This window comes from Mycobacterium gallinarum (assembly GCF_010726765.1).
Taxonomy (GTDB): domain Bacteria; phylum Actinomycetota; class Actinomycetes; order Mycobacteriales; family Mycobacteriaceae; genus Mycobacterium; species Mycobacterium gallinarum.
Map to the genome: position 1 here is coordinate 4,572,097 of NZ_AP022601.1, position 21,677 is coordinate 4,593,773.

11 protein-coding genes are annotated in these 21,677 nt (G+C 67.6%); 8 read left to right on the forward strand and 3 right to left on the reverse strand.

All coding sequences use genetic code 11. The annotated features are described in order from the left end of the window. Positions 1-123: 123 nt before the first annotated feature. From G6N42_RS22585 to G6N42_RS22620, 8 genes are all read left to right on the forward strand, one after another. A complete protein-coding gene (locus G6N42_RS22585; protein WP_163733119.1) occupies positions 124-1,008 on the forward strand; it encodes an alpha/beta hydrolase-fold protein in 885 nt (294 codons plus the stop codon). An 82-nt stretch (positions 1,009-1,090) separates the two neighbouring features. After that, positions 1,091-1,582, forward strand: coding sequence for a DUF732 domain-containing protein (locus G6N42_RS22590; protein ID WP_163733122.1), 492 nt, complete (start codon positions 1,091-1,093; stop codon positions 1,580-1,582). 54 nt (positions 1,583-1,636) lie between these two features. Further along, complete coding sequence (gene culp6, locus G6N42_RS22595; protein WP_163733125.1) at positions 1,637-2,647, forward strand: carboxylesterase Culp6; 1,011 nt, start codon at positions 1,637-1,639, stop codon at positions 2,645-2,647. Positions 2,648-2,821: 174 nt separating this feature from the next. Then, complete coding sequence (gene fadD32 / locus G6N42_RS22600) at positions 2,822-4,711, forward strand: long-chain-fatty-acid--AMP ligase FadD32 (protein ID WP_163733128.1); 1,890 nt, start codon at positions 2,822-2,824, stop codon at positions 4,709-4,711. Between the two features lie 17 nt (positions 4,712-4,728). After that, complete coding sequence (gene pks13, locus G6N42_RS22605; RefSeq protein ID WP_163733131.1) at positions 4,729-10,122, forward strand: polyketide synthase Pks13; 5,394 nt, start codon at positions 4,729-4,731, stop codon at positions 10,120-10,122. Between the two features lie 4 nt (positions 10,123-10,126). Further along, entirely contained in the window at positions 10,127-11,677 is a 1,551-nt protein-coding gene (locus G6N42_RS22610) for an acyl-CoA carboxylase subunit beta (protein WP_163733134.1), read from the forward strand. Positions 11,678-11,693: 16 nt separating this feature from the next. After that, positions 11,694-12,704: a DUF4331 family protein gene (locus tag G6N42_RS22615; protein ID WP_163733137.1), complete on the forward strand. Its 1,011-nt coding sequence runs from the start codon at positions 11,694-11,696 to the stop codon at positions 12,702-12,704. 28 nt (positions 12,705-12,732) lie between these two features. After that, positions 12,733-14,172 (forward strand): serine/threonine-protein kinase, encoded by a 1,440-nt coding sequence (locus G6N42_RS22620; protein WP_163733140.1) that lies wholly within the window; start codon positions 12,733-12,735, stop codon positions 14,170-14,172. A 1-nt stretch (position 14,173) separates the two neighbouring features. On the opposite strand, the gene G6N42_RS22625 is transcribed toward G6N42_RS22620, so the two are convergent. The 3 genes from G6N42_RS22625 to G6N42_RS22635 are packed head-to-tail and all read right to left on the reverse strand — an operon-like array spanning position 14,174 to position 21,554. Then, on the reverse strand, positions 14,174-15,085 hold the full coding sequence (locus G6N42_RS22625; protein WP_163733143.1) for an MBL fold metallo-hydrolase: 912 nt from the start codon (positions 15,083-15,085) through the stop codon (positions 14,174-14,176). Beyond that, complete coding sequence (locus G6N42_RS22630; protein WP_232076261.1) at positions 15,082-18,285, reverse strand: arabinosyltransferase domain-containing protein; 3,204 nt, start codon at positions 18,283-18,285, stop codon at positions 15,082-15,084. Before G6N42_RS22630 ends, G6N42_RS22625 begins: the two co-directional genes overlap by 4 nt. Further along, on the reverse strand, positions 18,282-21,554 hold the full coding sequence (locus tag G6N42_RS22635; protein ID WP_163733149.1) for an arabinosyltransferase domain-containing protein: 3,273 nt from the start codon (positions 21,552-21,554) through the stop codon (positions 18,282-18,284). Before G6N42_RS22635 ends, G6N42_RS22630 begins: the two co-directional genes overlap by 4 nt. Positions 21,555-21,677: the final 123 nt, after the last annotated feature.

A 21,677-nucleotide genomic window follows, 5' to 3' on the forward strand; every position in this document is an offset into this window, starting at 1 on the left:
CATGACTGGCGGCGGCGATCCTTCGGGGTCGCCGCCGTCGGCCATTTCCGGGGCATCTCCTCGTGCAGGTGTGGTTGACTGCTCGCGCGGGGACTGCGAGACGAACGTGGAATGGGGCTGTTGATGCATGTCGTGATCCGGACGTTGTTGACCGTGGTGCTGGCTGCCGGCCTCTGGGGTGCCGGCACGTCATTGGCGCCGTCGGCCAAGGCCGACGTCGAAATGCTGATGGTCCCCTCGGCGGCAATGGGCCGCGATATCCCCGTCGCGTTCTCCGGCGGCGGGCCGCACGCCGTCGTCCTGCTCGACGCCTTCAACGCGGCCCCCGACGTCAGCAACTGGGTCACGGCGGGTAACGCGATGGCGACCCTCGGCGGGCAGGGCATCTCGGTCGCCGCACCCGCCGGTGGCGCCTGGAGCATGTACACCAACTGGGAGCAGGACGGCAGCAAGCAGTGGGAGACGTTCCTGGCGACCGAGCTGCCGAACTGGCTGGCCGCCAACAAGGGCCTCGCACCCGGCGGGCACGGCATCGTCGGGGCGTCCCAGGGTGGATACGGCGCGATGGCGATGGCGACGTTCCACCCGGACCGGTACCGCTTCGCGGGATCGCTGTCCGGTTTCCTGGCTCCTGAGCGCACCGGCGTCGACGGCGCCATCACCGCCGGCCTGCAGCAGTTCGGCGGTGTCGACATCCGCAACATGTGGGGCTTGCCACAGCTGGGCCGGTGGAAATGGCATTCACCGAACGTCCACGTGCAGCTGCTTTCGGACAACAACACCCGGCTGTGGGTGTACTCCCCGACGACCGGTGGCTGCGATGTGCCCGCGATGATCGGCTACTGCGATATCGCCGCGGGCACGAACAAGGAGTTCTACCAGCACTATCGTTCGGTCGGCGGTAAGAACGGCCACTTCGACTTCCCGGCCAGCGGCGGCAATGACTGGGGTGCCTGGAGCGGGCAGCTCGCCGCGATGTCTGGCGAACTGGTCGCCACCATCAAATAGCGCGTATCAGGTAGGCAGCAACCGAGCGCGGCACGCCATGCGCTCTCAGTTTCTTCTGTGTTTCAGCCGGTACCTTGGAAACGTGCAGCTTTCGGTACGGCGGCGGGTCGCTTCGACCGGATGGTTGGCAACTTCAGCAACAACACTGCTGGTGGCGACGGTCCCCGCGTTGATGACCGGATGTTCGGGCAACGACGTGATGGCCACCATCGGCATGCCGACCTCCGAAACGGAAACCGCGCACGGTGACGCGGGCGCGGCGCCTCCGGGACCCCAGCAGGCGGGCGGACAGTCCAACGCTCTGGTCGTGACGGCAAAGCAACGCGAATACCTCGATGCGCTCACCGCCGCCGGCGTGAAGCCGTCGAGCAATCTGGCCGCCCTGTCGATCGGGTCCTATGTCTGCCAGGCCAGGGCCGCAAAACAGAATGACCACGCGGTGTGGGACTTCGTGCGGCCGGTGGTGCGCGGCGACGTCGACGGCGACGGGCTATCGTCGGCTGCGCCGTCGGCGGCCGACATCGACACCGCGACCGCCGAGTACATTCGCATCGCGACCGAGCGACTCTGCTAGTAGTCGCCGACGGCGCGCACCAGACCACAGCACGCGAGGAGTAACAGAGAACCCATGTCCAAGACCACTCGGCGGAAACGTCACCGCATTCTGGGGCTCGTCGCGGCGGTGGCGGTCTCACTCGTGGTGGTACTGGTCGTGGTGCTGGTCTGGGTGTGGCAGCGATCACCTGACACCCCGCTCCCGGGCGCGCAGCCACCCACATCGGTTCCCGGCGGCATTCCGCCGACGGGTAGGAAACCGCGTCCCGAATTCCAGGACGCCAGCTGCCCCGACGTGCAGATGATCTCTGTCCCCGGCACCTGGGAGTCGTCGCCTCAGCTCGACCCGTTCAACCCGACGCAGTTCCCCATCGCGCTGCTCCTCAACGTCACGAATCCGCTGCGTCAGCAGTTCGACGCGGGCCGGCTGGAGATCTACACGGTTCCCTACACCGCGCAGTTCCACAATCCGTTCGCCGCGGACAAGCAGATGTCCTACGACCAGAGCCGCGCCGAGGGCTTCGACGCGACGGTGCGGGCCATGACGGACATGAACAACCGCTGCCCGTTGACCAGTTACGTGCTGGTCGGTTTCTCGCAGGGCGCGGTGATCGCCGGTGACATCGCCAGCGATATCGGCAACGGCCGCGGCCCGGTCGACGAGGATCTGGTGCTCGGGGCGGTGCTGATCGCCGACGGTCGTCGTCAGCCCGGCGTCGGTCAGGACGTCGGCCCCAACGCGCCGGGCCAGGGTGCGGAGATCACCCTGGACGAGGTCCCGATGCTGGGTGAGCTGGGTCTGGACATGACCGGTCCGCGTTCGGGCGGTTTCGGGATGCTCAACAACCGCGTCTTCGAGATATGTGCCGCGGGCGACCTGATCTGTTCGGCGCCCGAGTCGGCCTTCAACATCACCCAGTTGCCTCGGACGCTCGAGGTGCTCAGCGGCGGCGCCGGCCAGCCGATCCACGCGATGTACAACACGCCGCAATTCTGGAATCTCGATGGTGCCTCTGCCCCGCAGTGGACACTGGGTTGGGCGCAGAGTGTGATCGATAACGCCCCGCGCCCGAAACATGGCTGACCTGTAACCGCGGAGATTTGGACTGCGTCCACCGGTCGCCTAACATTAAGAGAAAACTAAGAGCGGTGAGGGACGCGAAGCCGAAACGCGCAGGGTAGGACCCACGCGGCGGCGCGCCCGTCCATATTGAGGTGCTAGCGGCTTCAAAAACGAGGCTTCGACAGGAGAGTGAGAATGGGGTTCCACAACCCGTTCCTGAAAGACGGACTGATCAAGTTCCCCGACAACGGCAGCGTGGTCAAGCACGTCGAGAAGTGGGCCAAGGTCCGTGGCGACAAGGTCGCCTACCGATTCCTCGACTTCTCCGTCGAACGCGACGGTGTGGCGCGCGAGCTGAACTGGGCGGATTTCGGCGCACGTAACCGCGCGATCGCCGCTCGTTTGCAGCAGGTCACCCAGCCGGGCGACCGCGTGGCGATCCTGTGCCCGCAGAACCTCGAGTACGTGGTCGCGATGTACGGCACGCTGTACTCGGGCCGCATCGCGGTGCCACTGTTCGACCCCAACGAGCCCGGTCACGTCGGGCGATTGCACGCCGTCCTGGACGACTGCCACCCGTCGGCCATCCTCACCACCACCGAGGCCGCGGAGGGTGTGCGCAAGTTCTTCCGCACCAGGCCCGCCAAGGAGCGCCCGCGCGTCATCGCCGTCGACGCAGTGCCCGACGAGGTCGGCGGCACCTGGGAGCAGGTGCCCGTCACCGCCGACACGATCGCCTACCTGCAGTACACCTCCGGGTCGACCCGCGTCCCGACCGGCGTGCAGATCACCCACCTCAACCTGGCCACCAACATCGTCCAGATCATCGAGGCACTCGACGGCGAGGAAGGTGACCGCGGCCTGTCGTGGCTGCCGTTCTTCCACGACATGGGGTTGATCACGGCGATGCTGGCGCCGATGCTCGGGCACTACATCACGTTCATGACCCCGGCCGCGTTCGTTCGCAGGCCCGGCCGCTGGATTCGGGAGATGTCACGCAAGCCAGAGGACACCGGTGGGGTGATCTCGGTGGCTCCGAACTTCGCTTTCGATCACGCCGCCGCGCGCGGGGTGCCCAAGGACGATGAGCCGCCGCTGGACCTGTCGGTCGTCAAATGCATCCTCAACGGCAGCGAGCCGATCTCGGCCGCGACCGTGCAGAGGTTCAATGACGCGTTCGCGCCGTACGGTTTCAAGCCACAGGCCATCAAGCCGTCTTACGGACTGGCCGAAGCGACGTTGTTCGTCTCGACCACGCCGATGGGTGACCACCCCCGGATCGTCTCCGTCGACCGCGCCGCGCTGAACACCGGCACCTTCGTCGAGGTCGCCCCCGATTCGCCGACCGCCGTGGCGCAGGCCGGTGCGGGCAAGGTGGGCATCGCGGAGTGGGCCGTGATCGTCGACGGCGAATCCGCCACCGAGCTCCCCGACGGACAGATCGGTGAGGTCTGGATCAGCGGCCAGAACATGGGCACCGGCTACTGGGGCAAGGAAGAAGAGACTCGCCAGACCTTCCAGAACATCCTGAAGTCGCGGACCAGCCCGTCGCACGCCGAGGGCGCGACAGACGACGCGACGTGGGTGCGCACCGGTGACCTCGGCGCGTTCCACGACGGCGAGCTGTTCATCACCGGCCGCGTGAAGGATCTGGTCATCATCGACGGCCGTAACCACTATCCGCAGGACCTGGAGTACTCCGCGCAGGAGGCGACCAAGGCGCTGCGCGTGGGATACGTGGCGGCGTTCTCGGTGCCGGCCAACCAGCTTCCCGACGAGGTGTTTGAAAACGCGCATGCCGGTCTCAAGCGCGATCCCGACGATTCGTCGGAGCAGTTGGTGATCGTCGGCGAACGCGCGCCCGGCGCGCACAAGCTGGACATGGGGCCGATCGCCGACGACATCCGCACCGCCATCGCCATGCGTCACGGTGTCACCGTGCGCGACGTGCTGCTCACCGCGGCAGGTGCGATTCCGCGCACCTCCAGCGGCAAGATCGGCCGGCGGGCCTGCCGCGCGGCGTATCTGGACGGCAGTCTGCGCGCGGGCAAGATCCCCAATGATTTCCCCGACGAAAAAGACTGACGGCTGACCTCCTGAACATGGCTGACACACAAGACGATTCGCAGCAGCAACCCGAGACCCCGTCTCCCGACTTCGAGGCCGCGGCTGCGCGCACTGACATCTCGGTGCCCGAGCTGCGCGAGTGGATGCGCAACTGGGTGGCCAACGCGACGAACACGTCGCCGGACTCCGTCAACGAGTCGGCGCCGCTGATCGAGTTGGGCATGGCCTCCCGCGACGCCGTCGCGATGGCCAGCGATATCGAGGACTACACGGGCGTCGTCGTCACCGCGACCATGGCGTTCCGGCATCCCACCATCGAGTCGCTCGCGACGGTCATCGTCGAGGGTGAGCCCGAGCCGGAGTTCACCGGCGATGAGGACTGGTCACGCACCGTCGACGAGGGCCGCACCAACATCGCGATCATCGGCATCGGCACGCGCTTCCCCGGTGACCTCAACACTCCGGACGAGATGTGGCGCGCGCTGCTCGAGGGCCGCGACGCGATCAGCGATCTGCCCGAGGGCCGGTGGTCGGAATTCACCAGCGAGCCCCGCATCGCCGAGCGGGTGAAGAAGGCACGTACCCGCGGCGGTTACCTCTCGGACATCAAGGGCTTCGACGCCGAGTTCTTCGCGTTGTCGAAGATGGAGGCCGACAACATCGATCCGCAGCAGCGGATGGCGCTCGAATTGACGTGGGAGGCGTTGGAGCACGCCAGGATTCCCGCGTCCAGCCTGCGCGGCGAGAATGTCGGCGTCTTCATCGGCAGCTCGGTCAACGACTACATGTTCATGTCGGTGGCCGACCCCTCGGTGGCGCACCCGTACGCCATCACCGGTAACTCGAGCGCGGTCATCGCGAACCGGGTGTCCTACTTCTACGATTTCCGCGGGCCGTCGATGGCCATCGACACCGCGTGCTCGTCGTCGCTCGTCGCCGTGAACGAGGGCATCAAGGCCCTGCGCGCCGGGGACGCCGACGTCGTGGTGGCCGGCGGTGTCAATGCACTGATCACGCCGTTGGTGACGCTGGGCTTCGACGAGGTCGGCGGCGTGCTGGCGCCGGACGGCCGGATCAAGTCCTTCTCGCAGGACGCCGACGGCTACGCCCGCTCCGAGGGCGGCGGCATGGTCGTGCTCAAGCGTCTCGAGGACGCCCGCCGCGACGGTGACGACATCCTCGCGGTCATCGCCGGCGGCGCCGTCAACCACGACGGCCGTTCGAACGGCATGCTCGCACCGAATCCCGATGCGCAGGAAGCGGTTCTGCGCAAGGCCTATAAGGACGCCGGTATCGATCCGAGGACGGTCGACTACGTCGAGGCCCACGGCACCGGCACCATCCTCGGCGACCCGATCGAGGCCGACGCGCTGGGCCGCGTCATCGGCCGCGGCCGGCCGGTGGACAAGCCCGCGCTGCTCGGTGCGGTGAAATCGAATGTGGGCCACCTGGAATCGGCCGCGGGTGCGGCGAGTCTGGCCAAGATGGCGCTGGCGCTGAAATACGACAAGCTGCCGCCGTCGATCAACTACACCGGGCCCAACCCCTACATCGACTTCGAGCGCGAGCGTCTCAAGGTCAACGACGTCGTCTCCGACTGGCCGCGCTACAGCGGCATCGCCATCGCCGGTGTCTCCGGCTTCGGCTTCGGCGGAGCCAACGCGCACCTGGTGCTGCGCCAGGTGTTGCCGACCGATCTCATCGAGCCCGAGCCCGAGGAGGCGCCCGTCGCCGTCACCGCGGCGCCGGAGAAGCCCGCGGTGTACGTCGGCGGGGTGCTGGTCGAGGACGACGACGAGGACAACGACTACGGCGATGTCGAGCGCGATCCCGAGTTCTACGGTGCGACAACCGAAGCCGAGCATGAGCTGCCCGGTCTGACCGACGAGGCGCTGCGTCTGTTGGAGATCGTGCGCGAGGAACTCGAAGCCGAGCAGGCCGAGAACCCCGTCAAGCCGATCGTGCCACTGGCGGTTTCGGGGTTCCTGACGTCGCGTAAGAAGGCGACGGCGGCCGAGCTCGCGGACTGGATCGAGAGCCCCGCCGGTCAGGGCACGTCGCTGGAGGCCATTGGCCGTTCGCTGTCGCGGCGCAACCACGGGCGTTCGCGCGCAGTGATTCTCGCGCACGACCACGACGAGGCGGTCAAGGGTCTGCGCGCCATCGCCGACGGCAAGCCGAACCCGTTGGTGGTCAGCTCCGACGGTCCAGTGACCAACGGCCCGGTGTGGGTGCTCGCCGGTTTCGGCGCGCAGCACCGCAAGATGGGCAAGAGCCTGTACCTGCGCAACGAGACGTTCGCCGAGTGGATCAACAAGGTCGACGCCTATGTGCAGGACGAGCGCGGTTACTCGGTGGTCGAGCTGATCCTCGACGACTCGAAGGACTACGGCATCGAGACCACCCAGACCGTGATCTTCGCGATCCAGGTGGCGCTCGGTGAGCTGCTGAAGGCGCACGGCGCGAAACCCGGTGCGGTGGTGGGCCAGTCGCTCGGCGAGGCCGCCGCGGCGTACTTCTCCGGCGGGCTCTCGCTGGAGGACGCGACGCGCACCATCTGCTCGCGCGCTCACCTGATGGGCGAGGGCGAGGCCATGCTGTTCGGCGAGTACATCCGTCTGATGGCGCTTGTCGAGTACTCGACCGACGAGATCAAGACCGTCTTCTCCGACTTCCCCGATCTCGAGGTCTGCGTGTACGCCGCGCCGACCCAGACCGTCATCGGCGGTCCGCCGGAGCAGGTCGACGCGATCATCGCGCGCGCCGAGTCCGAGGGCCGGTTCGCGCGCAAGTTCCAGACCAAGGGCGCCAGCCACACCCAGCAGATGGATCCGCTGCTCGGAGAACTCGCCGCCGAGATCCAGGGCATCGAGCCGCACCCGCTGCAGACGGCCTACTTCTCGACTGTGCACGAGGGTCAGCTGATCCGCGCCGGTGGCGAGCCGATCCACGACGTGGATTACTGGAAGAAGGGTCTGCGGCACAGTGTGTACTTCACGCACGGCATCCGCAACGCCGTCGACAACGGGCACACCACGTTCCTGGAGCTGGCCCCGAACCCGGTGGCGCTCATGCAGGTTGGGCTGACGACGGCGAGCGCCGGTCTGCACGACGCCCAACTGATCGCGACCCTGGCCCGCAAGCAGGACGAGGTCGACTCGATGACCACGGCCATGGCGCACCTGTTCGTCTACGGCCACGATCTGGACTTCCGCACGCTCTTTGAACGCGGTGACTACGCCGCGATCCCGCCCACCCGCTTCAAACGCAAGCCGCACTGGCTCGACGTGCACTTCGCCGGTGACAGCGCCGCGATACTGCCCGGCGGTCACGTCGCGACACCGGACGGCAGGCACGTCTGGGAGTACGCGCCTCGCGGTGCCACCGACCTGGTGACACTAGTGAAAACCGCTGCAGCACAGGTGCTTCCGGATGCCAAGATCACGGCGTTCGAGCAACGCGCGGTCCCCGCCGACGATGCGCGGCTGGTCACCACGCTGACCCGCCACCCCGGCGGCGCGACGGTGCAGGTGCATGCGCGCTCCGATAATGGGGCTGAGTCTTCCTTCACTCTCGTGTACGACGCCGTCGTCACCCGTGGGGGCCAGACGGCCGCACTGCCCGTCGCAAGCGGCGCAGCTACTGTCGCGGAGCAGGTCTCGACGGCGCAGCCTGTCGAGGAAGAGCAGGACGACGTCGCGATCCTGCAGGACAACCTCACCGCAGGCGCAGGCCTGGCCGCGAGCTTCGCGAAGTGGTCACCGGACACCGGTGAGACCATCGGTCAGCGGCTCGGCGCGATCGTCGGCGGCGCAATGGGTTACGAGCCCGAGGACCTTCCGTGGGAGGTGCCGCTGATCGAGCTCGGCCTCGACTCGTTGATGGCCGTGCGGATCAAGAACCGCGTCGAGTACGACTTCGACCTGCCGCCGATCCAGTTGACCGCGGTGCGCGACGCCAACCTGTACGCGGTGGAGAAGCTGATCCAGTATGCGATCGAGCACCGCGACGAGGTCGACCAGCTCGCCGAGTCGCAGAAGGGGCAGACCGCCGAGGAGATCGCCGCCGCGCAGGCGGAGTTGATGGGCGGCGCCACGACGGTCGCCGAGCTGGAGGCCAAGCTGGCCGAGGCCGGGCATCCCATCGCCACGGAAGCCACCGAGGCTGCCGAAGCCACGCAGACGGGGGCCGCGGAAGCCATCGCCACGGATGCCGTGGAATCCCAGGTGGCACCGACCATCCCGCCGCCGCCGACCGACCCTCGCGGCCCGTCGGCGTCCGGACCGTCGCAGTCGACGGTGGCCGCCGCGTCCAAAGTGCTGACCCAGGAGGCGGTGACCGAGGCGCTCGGCTCGGACGTGCCGCCGCGCGACGCCGCCGAACGAGTGACGTTCGCAACGTGGGCGATCGTGACCGGTAAGTCCCCGGGCGGCATTTTCAACGAGCTCCCGACCGTCGACGACGACACCGCGGCCAAGATCGCCGAACGCCTCACCGAGCGCGTCGACGAGGGCACCGTCACCGCCGACGACGTGCGTGGCGCCGGGACGATCGAAGAGCTGTCCACCACCGTCAGGGATTACCTGGAGGGCGGCAAGGTCGACGGCTTCGTGCGCACCCTGCGGGCCCCGCAAGAGGGGTCAGACGACATCCCGGTGTTCGTGTTCCACGCCGCCGGCGGATCGACGGTGGTGTACGAGCCGCTGCTGAAGCGGCTGCCCGCAACCACTCCGATGTATGGCATCGAGCGCGTGGAGGGCTCGATCGAGGAGCGCGCCAGCGAATATGTGCCCAAGCTGCTGGAGATCAACGGCGACCGTCCGTTCGTGCTGGCCGGCTGGTCACTGGGTGGTGTGCTGGCCTACGCGTGCGCGATCGGGCTGAAGAAGGCGGGCGCCGACGTGCGCTTCGTCGGCCTCATCGACGCGGTGCGGCCCGGGGAACCGATCCTGCAGACCAAGGAGGAAACCCGCAAGCGCTGGGACCGCTATGCACGGTTCGCCGAGCGCACCTTCAATGTCGAGGTGCCCGAGATCCCGTACGAGGAGCTCGAGGCGCTCGACGACGAGGGTCAGGTGAGATTCGTGCTGGACGTCGTGAGCCAGAGCGGGGTGCAGATCCCCGGCGGCATCATCGAGCACCAGCGCACGTCGTACCTGGATCAGCGGGCCATCGACCTCGCGGAGATCCAGCCCTACGACGGCCACGTGACGTTGTACATGGCCGACCGCTACCACGACGACGCGATCTACTTCGAGCCCGCGTACGCCACCCGCAAACCGGACGGCGGCTGGGGCGAGTTCGTGTCGGAGCTGGAGGTGGTGCCCATCGGGGGCGAGCACATCCAGGCCATCGACGAGCCGTACATTGCCAAGGTCGGCGCACACATGAGCGAGGCGCTCAACCGCATCGAGTCTCAGGAGAAGTAGGCGAGTGACCAACAAAACCACCGCGGAGCTGCTGGCCGATCTTCACGAGAAGCTGGAGTTGGCGAAGGAACCCGGTGGAGAGAAGGCCATCGCCAAGCGTGAGCGCAAGGGCATCCCGAGCGCCCGCGCCCGCATCCACTCGCTGGTGGATCCGGGCAGCTTCCTCGAGATCGGCGCACTCTGCAAGACGCCGGGGGACCCCAACGCGCTGTACGGCGACGGCGTCGTCACCGGCCACGCCACCATCAACGGCAGGCCGGTCGGCGTGTTCAGCCACGACCAGACGGTGTTCCAGGGTTCGGTCGGCGAGATGTTCGGCCGCAAGGTCGCCAAGCTCATGGAGTGGGTGGCGATGGTCGGCTGCCCGATCATCGGCATCAACGACTCCGCGGGTGCGCGGATCCAGGACGCGGTGACGTCGCTGGCGTGGTACGCCGAGCTCGGCCGCAGGCACGAGATGCTGCGCGGCCTGGTGCCCGAGATCTCGCTGATCTTCGGCGCGTGCGCGGGCGGCGCGGTGTACTCGCCGATCCAGACCGACCTCGTGGTGGCGGTGCGCGATCAGGGCTACATGTTCATCACCGGTCCCGACGTGATCAAGGACGTCACAGGTGAGGACGTCACACTCGACGAACTCGGCGGCGCCGACAATCAGGCGCGCTACGGCAACATCCACCAGGTGGTGGAGTCGGAGGAGGCGGCGTTCCAGTACGTCCGCGACTATCTGAGCTTCTTGCCCTCCAACACTTTTGACGATCCGCCGATCGTCAACCCGGGTATGGAACCCGACCTCACCCCGCACGACTACGAGCTCGACTCGATCGTGCCGGACGCGGACAACCAGGCCTACGACATGATGGAGATCCTGCTACGGATCTTCGACGACGGCGACGTGTTCGAGGTCGGCGCGCAACGCGGGCAGGCGATGATCACGGCCTTTGCGCGCGTGGACGGTCGTCCGGTCGGCGTCATCGCCAACCAGCCCATGTACCTTTCGGGCTCGATCGACACCGAAGCCTCGGACAAGGCGACGGCGTTCATTCGGTTCTGCGACTCCTACAACACCCCTTTGGTTTTCGTGGTCGACACTCCTGGCGCGTTGCCCGGTGTCGAACAGGAGAAGGGCGGCATCATCAAGCGCGGCGGCCGGTTCTTCAACGCGCTCGTGGAGGCCGACGTGCCGAAGATGACCGTCATCGTCCGCAAGGCCTACGGCGGCGGGTACGCGGTGATGGGCTCCAAGCAGCTGGCGGCGGACCTCAACTTCGCCTGGCCGACCGCGCGCATCGCGGTGATCGGCGCCGAGGGCGCGGCCCAGCTGTTGGTGAAACGCTTCCCGGATCCCACTGCGCCCGAGGTACAGAAGATCCGCGCCGATTTCATCGAGGGCTACAACCTCAACATGGCAACGCCGTGGATCGCCGCCGAGCGTGGCTACATCGACGCGGTGATCCAGCCGCACGAAACCCGGTTGCTGCTGCGCAAGTCGCTGCGCCTGCTGCGGCAGAAGCAGATCACCCGGGTGCAGCGAAAGCACGGCCTGACACCGATCTAGCCGCGATAATCGGCTGGTGTCCAACCACTTCACGGGGCTCAGCCTCGGCCCGCCCCTCGGTGATCAGCGTCTCGATCTGTGCGACCTGTACGCGTTCCAGTCGCCTGCCGACCCGGCGCGCACCGTGCTGATCCTGAACGCGAATCCGAACGCCGACGCGCTGCACCCCGACGCCATCTACCGGCTCGCCGTCGACAACGACGGCGACCTGCAGAACGACATCGCCTTCAGCTACGTCTTCTCCACACCGCGGGAGGGACGGCAGAGCGTCGACGTCTACCTCGCACACGGTGACGACGCGAAGGAACCAGAAGCCGTCGGCGAGAAGATCTTCGACGCAGTCGAGGTGTCGTTCGGCAAGACCCCCGACATACACCAGTCGGGTGGGTTCACGTTCTTCGCGGGTGCGCGCAGCGATGCGTTCTTCTTCGACTTCGACGGCATCAAGAACCTGTTCGACACGTCGGGGACGCGCAACTTCACCGCACCCCACCTCGCCGAGCTCGGCGGCAAGTCGCCGTGGACCGGTCAGGACTCCAACACGACCGCCAACGTGTTCTCCACCGTGCTCGAACTGCCCACCGAATACCTCGGCGCCGATCCCGACATCCGTATCTGGGGCCGCTGCAGCCTGCGGGAGAACGGCACGCTCAACCACGTCGATCGGGCCGGCCACCCGTCGGTCAGCAGCTTCTTCAACACCGACGACACCAAGCTGGAGTACAACGCCAGCGAGCCGGTCCGCGACCGCGAACGCTGGATCGAGCAGTTCATCCACCTGATGGGCCATACCGGCGGCTACTCGCGCGAGCAGGCTATCGCCGCGATCGACCGGGAGGGCACGCTGCCCGACATGTTGACGTTCAACCCGGCCAAACCCGCGAAGTACCCGAACGGCCGCACGTTCACCGACGACGTCATCGACTATCGCCTGGCCTTCCTGACCAAGGGTGAGTGCCCGCCCAGCGGGTTGAGCCCGCATACGGACACCCTGTCGGAGTTCCCTTACCTCGGCACACCTCACTGACGGTCCCGCAGACAACTACTATTCGGCCATGCCGCTCGCGGACGGACAGGAGCTCGCCGGGTACACCATCGTGCGCTCACTCGGCGCCGGTGGGATGGGCGAGGTGTACCTGGCCCAGCATCCCCGGCTGCCGCGCTATGACGCGCTGAAGGTGCTCTCGGCCACCGTCTGCGCCGACAGTGAGTACCGGCAGCGGTTCAACCGGGAGGCCGACATCGCGGCCACGCTGTGGCACCAGCACATCGTGGAGGTGCATGACCGCGGCGATGTCGACGGCCAGCTGTGGATCTCGATGGACTACGTCGACGGCACCGACGCGCACCGACTGCTGTCGGAGAGCTACCCGAACGGGATGCCTCCCGACGACGTCGTGCGCATCATCACCGCCGTCGCGGACGCCCTCGACTACGCGCACGACCGCGGGCTGCTGCACCGCGACGTCAAGCCCGCCAACATCCTGCTGGCCAACTACGGGACCAACAACGAGCGGATCATGCTGGCCGATTTCGGGATCGCCAGACGGATCGGGGACGGGGCGACCACGAATCTGACGGCCACCAACATGACCGTGGGCACCGTCGCGTACGCCGCTCCGGAGCAGCTCATGGGCGAGGGCATCGACGGCCGGGCCGACCAGTATGCGCTGGCGGCAACCGCCTTTCAGCTGCTGACGGGGACGCCACCGTTTCAGCATGAGAATCCCGCGGTCGTCATCAGCCAGCACCTGACCGGCGACATACCCGCGATCGGTGCCCGCAGGCCCGAATTGTCCAACCTCGGACCGGCTTTCGAGAAGGCGCTCGCGAAGTCGCCGAAGGACCGGTTCGCCAAGTGTGTCGATTTCGCCCGTGCGCTCGCCCATCGAACCGACGCCACCATCTCCGGTTCCGGCCCGGTGTGGCACTCCGGTCCGGCGGCCGTGGCCGCCCACTCGGAGCCGACGATGTCCGCGCACGCCGCGACGGGCGCATCGGGACCCAGACATGCCAGACCGGCGGCGGCCCCTTCCCGGCGTCGATGGGTGCTGCCGGCGGCCATCGCGGTGGTGCTGATCGCCCTGGCTGCAGGCGCTTTCGTGCTGTTCGATCGTGGCCGAGATCGCCCGGCGGAGGCCAAGGCACCGCCGACGACCGCGTCGGCACCGGCGCCCGCGTCGCCGGGGGGCGTGGCCCTGCCGGTGGTGGTCGTGGGGGCGGAGTGCGGCACGCTCGGTGAGGCCGGGCTCACCGAGACCGGCGCTCCCGCGTACTGTGCGCACCTGCCGACCACCGGCGCGTCGATCTGGTCGATGTATCCCGGTGAGATCTCCAGTCCCACAGTCACTCCCGGGCCCGACGCTGTTGCACTTCCCTCGGAGAGCCAGCAGCCGGTACTGGTGTGCATGGAGCAGACCGGACAATCACACGTCGACTGTCACAGCGACATTCTCGAGGTCGACGACTCCGCGACGCCGACCGAGTCGCCGTAGCTCAGATCGGCGGAAGTTCCAGCCAGTCATCGACCATGAACGCGTCGCCGCGCGCGACCACCGTCGCGCCGCCGTGTCCCGGATAGTGCGCGGGGATCACCGCGGCGCGCCGCCGTGCCGCTTCGGTCAGCACGCGTTTACGGGTCGCCGCCGCCGCATTGAAGTCCTCGTCCCACGCACACGGATCGTTGGGCCGGTGCAACTGCATCGGGCAATGGGTCAGGTCGCCGACGAACACCGCGGGCTTACCCGCGTCCAGCCACACCACCGAAGCGCCCGGCGTGTGTCCCGGTGCGGGACGCAGCCACAGCGAATCGCTGAGCCGGTGGTCGCCGGACCACATCTCGATCTGCCCGTCCACCGGAGACACGCTGTCCGCGAACACCGTACGGACATGCTGCTGCGTCGCTTCCGCTTCGGGTGACTCGGGCTTCGACGTCTGCGCCGGACCATCGGGGCAGAAGTGCCGGTAGTCGGCTTCGGGTACCAGGTAGCGCGCGTTGGGGAACGTCGGCACCCACGCCTCGCCGTCGCGCCTGGTGTTCCAGCCGACGTGGTCGAAGTGCAGATGGGTGTTCACGACGACGTCGATGTCGGCGGGCTCGAAGCCCGCACCTCCCAGCGCACCGAGGAAATCGGTCTGCAGATGATCCAGCACCGACATCAGCGGGCGGGCCTTGTCGTTGCCCGCGCCGGTATCGATGAGCACGGTCTGGCCGTCGACCTGAATGACCCAGATCTGCATGGCGATTCGCCAGCCGTCCTCATTCCAGTAGGTCGGCTGGAACTCCGTGTCTTCGCGCCAGACATCCGGCGGCGTGAAGGGGAACACCTCGGTCGGCAGATTGTCGACCTGGGTCTCGATGACTCGTGTGAGCGTTGCGCCGCCGAGGCGAACCCGGTCCGACGTCATGGCTTGATCCTGATGTGCCCGGGTGAGTACAGCCCGCTGTGGGTGGTGGTGCCGAACTGAAGCTGCGCGACTTCCGCTTCGACAATGGTGTCGAACTTGCGCAGTGAGCCCCAGTCGCGGCCCCAGTCGTTCGACAGGTACGTCGCCATCACGTGGGCGCGCAGCAAGAGGTCGCTGATGCCGAGCAGCCCGCCGTTGAGGCCGTCCTGCCAGGTGTCGGTGTCCTTGCGCTTCGCGTTGTAATCCGGCGTGATCCGGTACTTGGGAACCTCGGTGACGCCGTTGGCGTGCAGCATCGGCTCCTGGCACGGGAACGCCAACCCGACCGCCCAGTCCATCAGGACCGGCTGATCAGAGCCGACGTACTCCTGCACCGACCGCAGTTCCGGCACCCGAGGCGGGGTGACGGCGATCCAGTCGCCGGTAGTCAGCGAAACGTCTTCGGCCACGACGCGTACCGCAACTGCGTCGGCGGGAATCTGTTCCCGGGGGAACCGCAGATTGCGCCATGACGGTGCCGGTCCGAGGTCGTAGGGCACCAACCGGCCGGCGGGAACGGGGTTGCCGTCCGGGCCGCGCAGCGCGTACTCGAGTTCGACGGTCTGACCCTCGGTCCGCCCGTTGAACACGCTGTCGCCGGTGATGGTGCCCGCCGCAGTGATGACCACGAGGGGGTGAGCATCCTCGCGCGGCGGCAGCTCGTACCATGCCGACGTCAGCCGGCTCTGCTGCTGGGGGCCCTGAACGTAGCTGCCGGCCAACGGAACCCGTGCCGGGTCGAGGCCGTAGGGCAGTGGGACCGTCGATCGGTTGACACCCGGCGTCTTGCGCTTCGTCGGCTGATCCCAGTCGTAGTCGGTGCCGGGCATCGGCAGGTTCATCCGGATCGTCTCGGCGACAATCTTTTCCGGCACACCGTTGGGCGTGAATCCGGTCGCGCCGACACCGCCCAGCGGGCCCAGCGGACCGTAGTCGCCCGGTAGCGCCTTTAGGTAGCCGTCGTTCGGGTCGGGTTCCACCAGCACGTCGTCGGCCAGACCGCACCCGCCGGTGAAGGCGCGCAGGTTCGCCCACGCATTGGAATACGTCGGGTACTGACGCACCACACCCGCGAGCATCGAGCCGACGAACACCAGCACCATGAATCCCGCCGCAACGGGAATCGGTGCGGCCGTGATGGCCCTCGTCACACGGTCCTCACCCCAGCGCCGGTCCGCGAAGTGCAGGAACGCGGCCCATATCGCGGCGAGGGCGAACAGCGCGAAGAAGATGGTGCTGACGGTGACCGGACCGATCTTCGGCATCGCGTTGTTGAACGGAACACCGTAACTCGACACGTACCACCACCCGTTGGTGGTCGCGAAACACAATGCCAGCAGGAACAATACCGCTGCGACGACCGCCATCCGGTTGCGCGACCAGCGCAGCACCGACCGCGAAACCAGCACCGTCGCCAATGCCGCCATCGCGGCGCCCACCGCGGCGAACAGACCGAAGTGATGCACCCACTTGGTCGGCGCGAACTGCAGGAAGAAGATCGTGCCGAAGATCGTGCCGATCAGTCGCCACGCGGGACCGCGGGCCACACCGGGAACCCGCTTGCGCCGCAACAGGATGAACAACGAGGCGAACAGGGCCAGCGCGGTGATCAGGAACCCGAACCGGCGCGACAACGAGCCGTCGACGGTCGGCAGAATGAGGTAGTAGTAGCGCAGGTTCTCGGTCCACCACTCCTGCGCGGGCCCGACGGACGTGCGAATTCTGGTGGCTTCCATCACCGTTGCGATCGTCTGGTCGGCGAAGACGACGGTCAGGATCACCGTTCCCGCGGCCAGCATCGGCAACACCAGCGGCCAGGTGCCGACGAGGCGGTGTCTGCGCACGAGGATCCGCAGGATCGGCCGCCCGCCCGCCAGCAGCGCGGCGACCGCGATGAGCCCGGTGGGCTGGATGCCCAGGGTGAACGCGGCGGTCAGGGTGGCCAGAGCCGCCGGTGTCATCCGCCCCGAGGCGATGGCCCGCTCGATCAGGACGTAGGTGATGAGCGCGCCGGTGGCGATCTGGCCTTCCGGCCGCAGGCCGTTGTTGAACGGCATCCACGCTGCCAGCAGAACCAGGCCCGCCGCCCACACCGCCGCGCGGCTCGACGCCACCGCGGGGCCCAGCCTCGGCAACACCTCGCGGGACAGCAAGAGCCAGCACACGATTCCGCACACCAGGTCGGGAAGCCGGATCCAGATACTCGAATCGCTGACGCTGGTCATCAGCGCCAGCAGGTTGTAATACCAGCCGAACGGATCCTCGGGGCTGCCGAACCATCGGAAGTAGTTCGACATGTAGCCGGCGTGGCCCGCGATGCGCGCCATCTGCAGCTGGTAGCCGTCGTCGGACGAGTTCGCGCCGATGATGTGCCACAGCATGAAGCCGCCGACCACCACCACATCGGTGGCGCTGAAGGTGCGCCACCGCGACGGGATGACACGTCGCATCCGCCGGCCGTCGACCTGGTCCAACTTCCACAGCGCGACCAGCGCGATGATCGTCGCGACCATCGCCAGCACCATCGCCGAGAGCTTCAAAGCCGTTGGGTGCGTGGTGAACCGGGTGTCGATCACCGCCGACACCGAGAGCCCCGGCGGCGCCGGTCCCGTCAGGTCGGTGAAGACGCCGACGATCTGCGGCCGCAGGTTCGGATCGACGAAGCCGGTGTACTGCTCCGTCCCATCGGCTTTCCGCAGCCCGACGAACGTCGCGAACGTGCCAGCCTCCGACGACGTGATCTCGATGCGCTGGCACTCCGGGGATAGGACCCTTGCCCGCGGCACGCTGGCCACCACGACGTTGCGGTCGGTGATGTCCACCCGCTGCGCGGAGACCGTGACGAACAGGCCCTGCAGCGCAGCCTGCTTACCGTCCTTCGGCGCCGTTCCCAACACCATGCCGCCGCGCGGCGGCATCGCACGGATGACCTCGCAGGGCACCGTCGCCGTCATCGACACCGGGGTCAGCGAGATCAGCGGCGCCGTGACGTTGTTCATCTGTCCGGCCTGCGGCCAGTTGAGCGTCGCCGTGGTCTGCACCACCGGCAGCAGCGGTGTCGCCACGGACAGGACGAAGCCGATGAGCCCGGCGATCATCGCCACCCAACGCGCCGTCTGTACGCCCCTCTGGTCCCGAAGCTCAGTCATGGTCCCGTTCATGGCAGCGCCCTGATCGGTCCGTTGCGACTCCAGCCGAAGACGCGTTGCGTGCCCTGTTCGACGTTGGCGTTCGGCGCCCGCGATGCCGGTACCACCCGCTGGTAGCGCTCGATGGAACCCCAGTCGCGGTACCAGTCGTCACGCAGGTAGCTCGGGACGGCCGTGGTGCGCAGCAGCGCCTGGATGAACAGGAACGGTCCGCCGTCCTGCGCGGACTGCCACATGTTCGACGACGACACGATCTGCTTGAAGTTGGGCTGAATGCGGTACTCCGGAAGCTCTGCGACGCCGAGGTGTTCGGAGAACGGACGCTGGCAGGGGAAGTTCGCCGCCGTCGCGATGTCCAGCATCACCGGCGTTTCCGATCCGAGCAGTTGTTGGGCGGTTTCGAGCACGGGCACCCGCGGCGGGGTGAAGGCGAACCACTGGTCATCGGAGAGGTTGGGGTCGTCGGCGACGATGCGCGCGACGTTGGCCTCCGGCGGCGCCCATGCGAGCGGGAAACGCAGGTTGCGCCAAGCCTTTTGGGGGAAGATGTCGATGGGCTGCACATCGCCGAGGGCCTGATAGCTGCCGTCGGGGCGATGCACACCCCACTGCAGTTTCAGCGACTGCCCGTAATTGAAGGAGCCGTCCTCCTCGTAGTACCAGATGGCGCCTGCGGCGGCGACGGTCACCAACGGCCGGTCCGGGGTCCGCGGCGGCAACTGGTACCACGCCGACGTGACCTTGGCCGCAAGGGTGTTCTCGTCGTAGCTGCCCATCACCGGGGTGCGCTTGGGATCCAGGCCGAACGGCAGGAAGACGTTGGATCCGTTGACGCCGACGGGTCCGTAGCCGCCGCCGGTGCCCGCCGCGTAGCCGATGCCGACATTCGGTTCGTTGGGGGAGCCGTCGGAGTTCACCAGACCGGGGTTGGCGGTGACGGGCTCGGCGGGCTCGAGGGTGTCGCTGACGCCGTTCGGAGTGAAGCCCACCGGATCCTCGCCGCCGAGCGGCCCGTACTCACCGAACCGCTGGCCCGGAACCGGCTGCAGCATCCCGGCATTGGTGTCCGGTTCGACGAGCACGTCGTCGGCCATGGCGCAGCTGGTGGAGGACAGGCCGGACGTCAGGGCGGCGACGTTGGCCTTCGCGGTGGTGTAGACGGGGTAGCGCTGGGCGGCGCCCTTGGCCAGTGAGCCGACTTCGAGCACCACCATGATGACGGCGACGACCAGCAGCGGCGTCGATGCCAACGCCCGGTTGCGGCCGGTGCTGGCGACCTCGGTGTGACCGGTGTAGTCCATGCGGAAGTGCAGCCAGCCGGCGAGCAGGCCCGTCAGAATCGCCAGCACCAGGAAGATGGTCAGCACGGGGAATCCGGCGATCACCGGCTGCTTGTCGAACCACGGCACCCCGTAGTTACCGACGTAGAACCAGCCGTTGATACCCGAAGTCGCCCAGGCCAATACGAACAGCAGCGCTGTCACGTACAGCGCGATGTTGCGTCGGCTGTGCAGTCCGACCCTGGCGAACGAGAACGCCGTGACGGCGCCGAGTGCACCGGCCAGCGCGGCGAACGCTCCGAACTGCACCGCCCACTTCGTCGGTGTGAACGTCAGTAGCAGCAGGCCGATGGCCGTCGTCCCGATCAGCCGCCACACCGGTCCGCGCGCCATACCGGGCACCGCACTCCTGCGCAGCAGGACCGCGAGCATGCCGAACAGGCACAGCAGCAGCACCAGCACCGCGAAGCGACGTGTCAGCGAGGAGTCGACGCTGTCCTCGACAGTCAGGAAGTAGTAGCGCAGGAAGTCCTGATACCAGGCGATCGTGGGTCCGACGACGTATTTGATGCGTGCCGACTCGGCGACGGTGGCCAGGGTCTGGTCGCGGAACACGATGACGAAGAGCAGGGCGGCCGACGAGAGCAGGGTGGCCAGCGGTGCGAGGACTCCGTCGAGCGCGCGACGGTCGCGGATGATGCGTGCGACGGCGCGAGCGCCGACGAGCAGCGGCGCGACCGCGATCAGGCCCTGCGGCGCCAGCGTCACCGAGAACGCGGCCACCACGATGGCGACCGCGTAGGGCAGCAGCCGTCGGGTGCCGATCGCGTACTCGACCAGTGCCCAGGCCGCGATGACACCGAACGCGATGAGCGGTTCGGGACGCAGCCCGTTGTTGAACGGCAGCCAGGCCGCCAGGAACACCGCTCCCGCTGTCCATACGGTGACGCGGTTCGCAGCAAGGCGCGCGCCCAGCCGGGGTAGCACCCAGCGGCTCAGGATCAGCCAGGCGCCGATGCCGGCCAGCGTCGCGGGGATGCGCATCCACACGCTCGCGGTGCTGATCGCCGCGAGGTGCGCGAGCACCGACTGATACCAGTCGAAGGGCGCTTCGGTGGCGCCGAAGAAGCGGTAGTAGTTCGCGGTGTAGCCGGCCTCGGTGGACACCCTGGCGATGGTCAGGTTGTAGCCGTCGTCCGAGGACAGTGCGCCGATGATGTGCCAGAGCAGCAGCGTCCCAACGACGCCGATGTCGGCGAGCCAGGTGGCCCAGCCCACCCGCCAGAATCGCCGCCATGCGTGGGCGACCCTGCGGCTCCGGCGGCGGTCGAGGACGGCCATCGCCACCATCGACGCGATCACACAGACCACCCCGAGCACCATCACGGCCAGCTTGAGCGTTGTCGGCGAGGTGATGAAACGGGTGTCGATGTCGATGCGGCCCGACAGCCCCGCCTGCGCGGCCACCTCGAGATCGGTGAAGACGCCGGCGACCTGTGGCTTCTTCTCGGCCGACAGGGTGCCCGCCGCGCCGGGGATGCCGATGAAGTCGGCGCCGACCTCGCCGGGGTTGGCCCAGAGGTGCAGCGTGCTGCACGCGCCGGACTCCACGGCAGGTCGGGGTGCCACCGCGGCGACGGAGTCACGCACCGCGACCACCACGACATCTTCGGTGGCGCGGACGAACAGGCCGTTGCGGCTGGAGTCGATACCGGCGGGCGGCACGGTCGACACGACCAGGCCGCCCTCTTCGGGCAGCGTGGCGACGGCCTGGCAGGGGATCGAGATGTCGAGGGCCAGGGGTGCGCCGGACACCAGCGGTGCGGTGATGTCGGTGATCAGCCCGTCGGGGCTGGACGTCTGGGGCCACAGAATGGTGGCGGTGGTCTGTTTGACCGGCAGCAGCGGAACCAGCCCGCACAGCAGCAGCCCGGCGATGCCTGCGACGACCGCGATCAGGCGCGCGAACCGGTAGGTCCGCTCTTGTTCGTCGCGTGGCACGAGGCTCGATGGTATGCGACGGGGCTGTCCGCGCCGACCATGCGGGGCCGTGCGCAGCTTGATATTGACCGGCGGGCCGATGCGCCCCTCGTGACGGCCCTTGTAACGGCATGGCGCGATTCG

Coding starts and splice junctions, on each gene's coding strand:
- culp6 (WP_163733125.1), top strand. CDS start 1,637: ATGTCCAAGACCACTCGGCGGAAACGTCACCGCATTCTGGGGCTCGTC.
- G6N42_RS22620 (WP_163733140.1), top strand. CDS start 12,733: ATGCCGCTCGCGGACGGACAGGAGCTCGCCGGGTACACCATCGTGCGC.
- G6N42_RS22630 (WP_232076261.1), bottom strand. CDS start 18,285: ATGAACGGGACCATGACTGAGCTTCGGGACCAGAGGGGCGTACAGACG.
- fadD32 (WP_163733128.1), top strand. CDS start 2,822: ATGGGGTTCCACAACCCGTTCCTGAAAGACGGACTGATCAAGTTCCCC.
- G6N42_RS22625 (WP_163733143.1), bottom strand. CDS start 15,085: ATGACGTCGGACCGGGTTCGCCTCGGCGGCGCAACGCTCACACGAGTC.
- pks13 (WP_163733131.1), top strand. CDS start 4,729: ATGGCTGACACACAAGACGATTCGCAGCAGCAACCCGAGACCCCGTCT.
- G6N42_RS22585 (WP_163733119.1), top strand. CDS start 124: ATGCATGTCGTGATCCGGACGTTGTTGACCGTGGTGCTGGCTGCCGGC.